This window comes from Kitasatospora sp. NPDC034023 (assembly GCF_055575795.1).
Genome location: NZ_JBVIRY010000026.1, coordinates 137,062 through 145,868, shown reverse-complemented (window position 1 = coordinate 145,868; position 8,807 = coordinate 137,062). Strand labels below are relative to the sequence as shown.

The window sequence follows — 8,807 nt, the reverse complement described above, 5'->3', positions numbered from 1 at the left end:
CTCACCCTCCACCCCGACCACCCCGCCTACGTCATCTACACCTCCGGCTCCACCGGCCGCCCCAAGGGCGTCACCATCCCCCACCGCGCCATCGTGAACTTCGCACTCGGGCAGATCGCCAAGTTCGGGATCGGCCCCGACTCGCGGGTGCCACAGTTCGCGTCGCCGAGCTTCGACGGCGCGGCCTGGGAGATCTACGCCGCGCTGCTCTCCGGGGCCTGCCTGGTCGCGGCGCCGAAGGAGCGGCTGCTGTCCGCCAAGGAGCTGGCCGAGATCCTGGCCGAGCACCGCGTGACGCACGCCGTGCTGCCGCCGGCCGCGCTGGCGGAGCTGCCCGAGGGCGCACTGCCGGACGGCATGACCCTGGTGACCGCCGGCGAGGCCTGCCCTCCGGGTCTGGTGGAACGCTGGTCGGTCGGCCGCACGATGATCAACGGCTACGGGCCGACCGAGAACACCGTGGGTTCGGTGATGAGCGACGCGCTTTCGGGTGCCGTCGCGGCCCCGATCGGGCGGCCGCTGCCCAACACCCGGGTGTACGTGCTGAACGCGCGCCTGGAGCCGGTCCCGCCGGGCGTGGAGGGCGAACTCTACCTCGCAGGACGCCAGTTGGCCCGCGGCTACCTCAACCTCCCCGGCCTCACCGCCGAACGCTTCGTCGCCTGCCCCTACGGCGAGCCCGGCGAACGCATGTACCGCACCGGCGACCTCGCCCGCTGGACCGAGGACGGCCAACTCGTCTTCGCCGGCCGCGCCGACGAGCAGGTCAAGCTCCGCGGCTTCCGCATCGAACTCGGCGAGATCCAGGCCACCCTGGCCACCCATCCCGCCGTCGCCCAGGCCGCCGTCATCGCCCGCGAGGACACCCCCGGCGACAAGCGCCTCGTCGCCTACGTCGTCCCCACCGCCACCGATCACCGCAGCGACGACGAACTCGCCGTCCGGATACGCCGGTACGCCGCCGAGCGACTGCCGGACTACATGGTGCCGTCGGCGACCGTGGTCCTCGACGCGCTGCCCGTCACCGTCAACGGCAAGCTCGACCACCGCGCCCTGCCCGCCCCCACCTACACCACCCAGACCGACCGCACCCCCACCACCCCGCACGAGGAAATCCTCTGCGCCGTCTTCGCCCAGGTCCTCGACCTGCCCCGAGTCACCCCCACCGACAACTTCTTCGACCTCGGCGGCCACTCCCTCCTCGCCACCCGCCTCGTCAGCCGCATCCGCACCACCCTCGGCATCGAGGTCGGCATCCGGACCCTCTTCGAACGCCCCACGCCCGCCGAGCTGGCGCGGCACCTGGAGAGCGGCCAGGCGGCGCGACCGGCGATCACCGCCATCGAACGGCCTGGGCGGGTCCCGCTGTCGTTCGCCCAGCAACGCCTCTGGTTCCTGGGCGAGTTGACCGGGGCGAGCGCCGCCTACAACATCCCGATCGCCCTGCGTCTCACCGGCGACCTCGACCGGGAGGCCCTTCAGGCCGCCCTGGTCGACCTGATCACCCGGCACGAGGTCCTGCGTACCGTCTTCCCCGCCGGAGACGGCGATCCCCGCCAGCGGCTACTCGCACCGCAGGAGCTCGCCTTCGAGCTCACCGTCACCGAGTTCGCCAAGCACGACCCCACCGAGTCCGACCCCACCGAGCACAAGCTCACCGAGTCCGAGCTCGCCGAGGCGATCACCCGCACCGCCACCCGAGCCTTCGACCTCACCACCGAACTCCCCATCCGCGCCGCACTGTTCACCCTCGCACCGGACGACCACGTCCTCACCGTCACCATCCACCACATCGCCGGCGACGGCTGGTCCCTCGCCCCACTCGGCCACGACCTCTCCACCGCCTACACCGCGCGCCTCGACGGCCGGGCACCCGAATGGGAGCCCCTGCCCGTCCAGTACGCCGACTACACCCTCTGGCAACGCGACCTACTCGGCGACGACCACGACCCCGACAGCCTGCTCAGCGAACAACTCGACTACTGGCGCGAGGCGTTGAGCGAGGTGCCCGAGGAACTCGCCCTCCCGTACGACCACCCGAGGCCGGCCGTCGCCACCCAGCGCGGCGCGACCACCGACCTGGTCCTCCCCGCCGAGCTGCACGCCGCCCTCACCGAGGTCGCCCGCAGCAACGGCGCCACCATGTTCATGGTGCTCCAGGCCGCACTCGCCGTCCTGCTCTCCCGCCTCGGCGCCGGACCGGACATCCCCATCGGCACGCCGATCGCCGGCCGCACCGACGAAAACCTCGACGACCTCGTCGGCCTCTTCGTCAACACCCTCGTCCTGCGCACCGACCTCACCGACGACCCCACCTTCGAGCAACTGCTCGGCCGCGTCCGCGAAACCGGCCTCGCCGCCTTCGCCCACCAGGACGTGCCGTTCGAGCGCCTCGTCGAAGAACTCGCCCCCGTACGCTCGATGGCCCGGCACCCGCTCTTCCAGGTCATGCTCAGCCTGCAGAACAACGCCGAAGCCGTCCTGGACCTGCCCGACCTGACCGTCACGGCACTGCCCACCGGCGCCCCGGCCGCCAAGTTCGACCTCCAACTCGACGTCAGCGAACAACACGACCCCACCGGCACCCCCGCCGGCCTCACCGCCCGCATCACCTACGCCACCGACCTCTTCGACCGGGCGTCGATCGAACTGCTCGCCCGCCACTGGACCCACCTCCTCGGCGTCCTGGCCACCGACCCCACCACCCCCGTCCACACCATCGACCTGCTGACCCCCGAGGACCGCCACCACCTCCTCACCACCTGGAACGACACCACCACCGACCACCCCGCCCAGTCACTCACCGCCCTCTTCGCGGCCCAGGCGGCCCGCACCCCCGACGCCGTCGCCCTCACCGACGAGGACCGGCAGCTCACCTACGCCGAGCTCGACACCCGCAGCAACCGCCTCGCCCACCGCCTGATCGCCGCCGGCGTCGGCCCGGAGAGCCGAGTGGTGCTGCTCGGCGAGCGGTCCGTGGAGCTGATCGTCGCGATCCTGGGCGTGCTCAAGGCCGGCGGCACCTACATCCCGCTCGACACCCGGTATCCGGCCGCGCGGATCCAGCAGATCCTCCGGGAGAGCTCGGCCCGAGTGGTGCTGTCCGACGGCCGGCTCGGCCAGGACGTCGAACTTCCCGCCGGGGCGGTCCTGTTGAGCACGGACCCGGCGGCAGTGGCGGAGTTCCCCGGCACCGCGCCGGCCGTCGCGGCGCACCCCGACCAGGTGGCCTACGCGATGTACACCTCCGGCTCCACCGGCGCCCCGAAGGGCGTCATGGCGACGCACCGCAACGTCGCGGCCCTCGCCGCCGACCGGATGTTCCACCCGGTCGCGCACCGCCGTGTCCTGCTGCACTCCCCGCTCGCCTTCGACGGCTCCACCTACGAGCTGTGGGTGCCGCTGCTGTCCGGCGGCACGGTGGTGCTCGCGCCCGTCGGTGAGACGGACCCCGCGGTGTTCCGGTCGGTACTCACCGAACAGCGGGTGACGGGCGCGTTCTTCACCACCGCGCTGTTCAACCTGCTGGCCGAGGACGAGCCGGAGGCGCTGGCCGGCCTGGGCGAGCTGCTGACGGGTGGCGAGGCGGCCTCGCCCGCCGCGATGGCGGCGGTGCTGGCGGCCTGCCCGGACACCGTGGTGTCGCACGTCTACGGGCCGACCGAGACCACCACCTACGCCAGCGGGCACCGGCTCCCGGCCGCGCCGCTGCCGGTGGCGATCCCGCCGATCGGCCGCCCGTTGGACAACACGCAGGTCTTCGTCCTGGACGAGTCGCTGCGCCCGGTACCCCCGCGCGTGGCCGGCGAGCTGTACATCGCGGGCACCGGCCTGGCCCGGGGCTACCTCGGCCGGCCCGGTCTGACCGCCGAACGCTTCGTGGCCTGCCCGTACGGCGAGCCCGGCGAGCGGATGTACCGCACCGGCGACGTGGTCCGCTGGACCACCGACGGCGAACTCGAGTTCGTCGGCCGCGCCGACGACCAGGTCAAGATCCGCGGCTTCCGCATCGAGCCCGGCGAGATCCAGGCCGTCCTCGCCGGCCACCCCGCCGTCGCCCAGGCCGCCGTCACCGTCCGCGAGGACACCCCCGGCGACAGGCGACTCGTCGCCTACCTCGTCCCGGCCGCCAAGACGGCCGCCACCGACCGCCACAGCGACGATGAACTCGCCGCCCTGATACGTCAGTACGCCGCCCAGCGGCTGCCCGAGTACCTCGTGCCCTCGGCGATCCTGGTCCTGGACGCCCTCCCGCTGACCGTCAACGGCAAGCTGGACCGCAGGGCGCTGCCCGTCCCCGTGTACTCGACCGGCGCCGGTCGGACCCCGACGACCCTCCGCGAAGAGCTGCTCTGCACCGTCTTCGCCGAGGTCCTGGGCCTGCCCTCGGTCGGCCTCGACGACAGCTTCTTCGACCTCGGCGGACACTCCCTCCTCGCCACCCGCCTCACCAGCCGCATCCGCACCACCCTCGGCACCGAACTCCCCCTGCGCACCCTCTTCGAAGCACCCACCCCCGCCGCCCTGGCACGGCGACTCGACACCACCACCGAAGCCCGCCCGCCGATCACGGCCACCCAGGCCCGGCCCGAAACCGTCCCGCTGTCGTTCGCCCAGCAACGCCTCTGGTTCCTCGGCGAGTTGACCGGGCCGAGCGCCGCCTACAACATCCCCACCGCGCTCCGTCTCACCGGCAACCTCGACCGCAACGCCCTCCAGGCCGCCCTTGCCGACCTGATCGCCCGCCACGAGGCACTGCGCACCCTCCTCCCCGCCGTCGACGGACGGCCCCGCCAACTCGTCCTCCCCGCCGACCGGTTCGGCTTCCGGCTCACCGTCACCGAGACCTCCGAACCGGAACTGGCCGCCGCCCTGGCCCGCACCACCGGGCACACCTTCGACCTCGCGAGCGAACTCCCCATCAAGGCCGAGCTGTTCACGCTGTCGCCGCAGGACCACGTGCTCGCCCTGGCGGTCCACCACACCGCCGGTGACGGCTGGTCCTTCGGTCCGCTCGCCCGCGACCTGGCCACCGCCTACGCCGCGCGCCTCGACGGCCGGGCACCCGAATGGGAGCCCCTGCCCGTCCAGTACGCCGACTACACCCTCTGGCAGCGCGACCTACTCGGCGACGACCACGACCCCGAAAGCCTGCTCAGCGAACAACTCACCTACTGGCGTGAGGCCCTGGCCGGCATCCCGGCCGAGCTGGAGCTGCCCTTCGACCGGCCGCGCCCGCCCGTCGCCACCCAGCACGGTGCCCTGGTCGACCTGCCCATCGCCCCCGACCTGCACGCCGCCCTCACCGAGGTCGCCCGCAGCAACGGCGCCACCATGTTCATGGTGCTCCAGGCCGCACTCGCCGTCCTGCTCTCCCGCCTCGGCGCCGGACCGGACATCCCCATCGGCTCCCCGATCGCCGGCCGCACCGACGAAAACCTCGACGACCTCGTCGGCCTCTTCGTCAACACCCTCGTCCTGCGCACCGACCTCACCGACGACCCCACCTTCGAAGAACTGCTCGGCCGCGTCCGCGAAACCGGCCTCGCCGCCTTCGCCCACCAGGACATCCCCTTCGAACGCCTCGTCGAAGAACTCGCCCCCGTACGCTCGATGGCCCGACACCCCCTCTTCCAGGTCATGCTCGCCGTACAGAACAACGCCGAAGCCGTCCTGGACCTGCCCGACCTGACCGTCACGGCACTGCCCACCGGCGCCCCGGCCGCCAAGTTCGACCTCCAACTCGACGTCAGCGAACAACACGACCCCACCGGCACCCCCGCCGGCCTCACCGCCCGCATCACCTACGCCACCGACCTCTTCGACCGGGCCACGGTCGAGCTGATCGGTGAGCGCTGGGTGCGGGTGCTGACCGCGCTGACGGCGGCCCCGCAGGCCCCGGTCAGCACGGTGGACGTCCTCGACGCCGAGGAGCGGCACCGGATCCTGAAGGGGTGGAACGACACCGCGCTGCCGGTGCCGCCGGCCACGCTGCCGCAGCTGTTCGAGGCCCAGGCGGCCCGCCGCCCGCAGGACGAAGCCGTGGCCTTCGGCGAACAGCGTCTCAGCTACGGCGAGTTGAACGCCCGAGCCAACCGGCTGGCTCGACTGCTGGTCGACCTCGGTGTCGGCCCGGAGTCGCTGGTCGCGGTCTGCCTGGACCGCTCGGCGGAGCTGGTGGTCGCCCTGCTCGCGGTGCTCAAGGCCGGCGGCGCCTACCTGCCGATCGACCCCGACTACCCGGCGGACCGGATCGCCTACGTGTTCGGCGAGGCCGCTCCCGCCGTGGTGCTGGCGTCCACGGCGACGGCCGGTGCCGTGCCGGGGACCGATCTCCCGGTGGTGCTGCTGGACGAGCGGGCGACCGAGCGGCGGCTGGCCGGCCTGGCGGACGACGACCTGTCGGACGCCCAGCGCCGCGCACCGCTGCTGCCCTCCCACCCGGCCTACGTGATCTACACCTCCGGCTCCACCGGCCGCCCCAAGGGCGTGGTGGTCCCGCAGCAGAACGTGGCCTTCCTGCTGGCCGGCACCGCCGACTGGTTCGACTTCGGCCCGGACGACGTGTGGACCTGGTTCCACTCCTACGCCTTCGACTTCTCCGTCTGGGAGCTGTGGGGTGCACTCCTGCACGGCGGCCGCCTGGTGATCGTCCCCTTCGAGACCTCCCGCTCGCCGCAGGCCTTCCTCGACCTGCTGCTCCGCGAACAGGTCACCGTCCTCAACCAAACACCCTCCGCCTTCTACCAGTTGACTCAGGCCGCAACCCAGGAAGGCCCCCACGCCGACCCCGGCCCCGCCGACCCGGCCGACCCCGCCGACCCTGACCCGGCCGACGCCGACCGGGCCCGACTGCCGCTGCGCACCCTGGTGCTGGGCGGCGAGGCGCTGGACGTGAGCCGGCTCGACGGCTGGTACCGGCGCCTGGCCGAGCGGGCCCCGGCCACGGTCAACATGTACGGGCCCACCGAGGCCACCGTCTGGGTCACCGGGAAGCCCGTCAACTCCCGTGGCAGCGCGCCGATCCCGTCGGCGGTCCGATCCGCCGGGGCGTCCGACGAGGCCGCCTCGTCGATCGGCCGCCCGCTCGGCAACTCCCGGGTCTACGTGCTGGACGCCGCCCTGCGCCCGGTGCCGCCGGGCGTGGCCGGCGAGCTGTACCTGGCGGGCGCCAACCTGGCCCGGGGCTACCTCGGCCGGCCCGGTCTGACCGCCGAGCGCTTCACTGCCTGCCCGTACGGCGAGCCCGGCGAGCGGATGTACCGCACCGGCGACGTGGTCCGCTGGAGCGCCGACGGGGAGCTGGAGTTCGTGGGCCGCGCCGACGACCAGGTGAAGATCCGCGGCTTCCGGATCGAGCTCGGCGAGATCGAGGCGACCGTCGCCGCCCATCCCCGGGTCGGCCAGGCGGCCGTCCTGGTCCGCGAGGACACCCCGGGCGACCGGCGGCTGGTCGCCTACGCGGTCCCGGCGGACGACGGCGCGGACCTGCCCGGACAGCTCCGGCAGTTCCTCGCCGACCGACTGCCGGACTACATGGTGCCGTCCGCCGTCCTGCTCCTGGACGTCCTGCCGCTCACCGTCAACGGCAAGCTCGACCGGCGGGCCCTGCCCGCCCCGGCGTACGGCACGACGACGGCCGGCCGCGCCCCGGGCACCGTGCAGGAGGAGATCCTCTGCGGCATCTTCGCCGAGGTGCTGGAGCTGCCGCGGGTGGGGGTGGACGACGGCTTCTTCGAGCTCGGCGGGCACTCCCTGCTGGCCGCCCGCCTGGTCAGCCGGATCCGCGCGGTGCTGGGCGTCGAGGTGGGCATCCAGACGCTGTTCACCGCGCCCACCGTGGCCGGGCTGGCGGAGCGGCTCGGCCTGCCCGACACCCGCGAGGCGCTGGGCCTGCTGCTGCCGCTGCGCACGACGGGCAGCCGGGAGCCGTTCTTCTGCGTCCACCCGGTCGGCGGCCCGAGCTGGTGCTACTCGCCGCTGGCCAGGTACCTGCCGACGGACTACCCGCTCTACGGCCTGCAGGCCGCCGGGCTGGACGGCGGCGGTGAACTGCCGGGATCGATCCGGGAGATGGCCGCGCAGTACGTCGAGCGGATGCGCGCCGTCCAGCCCGCCGGGCCGTACCACCTGCTGGGCTGGTCCTTCGGTGGCGTGGTGGCGCAGGAGATCGCCGCCCAGTTGCGGGAGGCCGGTGAGCGGGTGGCCGCCCTGGTGCTGCTCGACGCCCACCTCCCGACCCGCCCGGCCGCAGGCGCGGAGCCGGCCGAGGACACCGAGCCGGAGGGGTTCGAGGAGCTCATCGACCAGAGCACGCTGTCCATCGAGCTGACGGCCGAGGAGCTCGCCACCGCCTCCCGGGTGATCGCGAACAACTTCCGTCTGCTGCGGGCGCACCGCCCGCGCCGCTTCGACGGTGACGCGCTGCTCGTGTCGGCCCGGGACGACCGCGGGCGGGGCGTCCCGCACCGGGACGTCTGGACGCCGCACATCACCGGCGACCTCACCGAGCACCCGCTGGACTGCCGCCACGAGGACATGGCCCGACCCGACGCCCTGCGTCAGGTCTGGGACCTCACCGCGGCCTGGCTGGCCGGTCGGGACGCCACCGCCTGACGCACCCCCGCACCCCCGCACCCCCGCAGCCGCGGTGACCGACGCCGGAGAAGCCGGCCCGGTCACCGCGGCTGCCGCCTTCCCGTGCATCGCTATGCGGGGATCGCCATTTCCATGAATCACCGAGGGTGTCCATATTGCAGGCTCGCGGAGCGAAGCTCAATCGACGCTCAAATCCTGGACCTACCCAC

At 73.1% G+C, this 8,807-nt stretch carries 1 protein-coding gene; it reads left to right on the top strand.

Going from position 1 to position 8,807, the window contains the following annotated elements:
• Positions 1 to 8,616 (top strand): amino acid adenylation domain-containing protein (locus ACZ52R_RS29890; protein WP_465664230.1); only part of this gene is annotated, 8,616 nt, incomplete at its 5' end.
• Positions 8,617 to 8,807 lie beyond the last annotated feature (191 nt).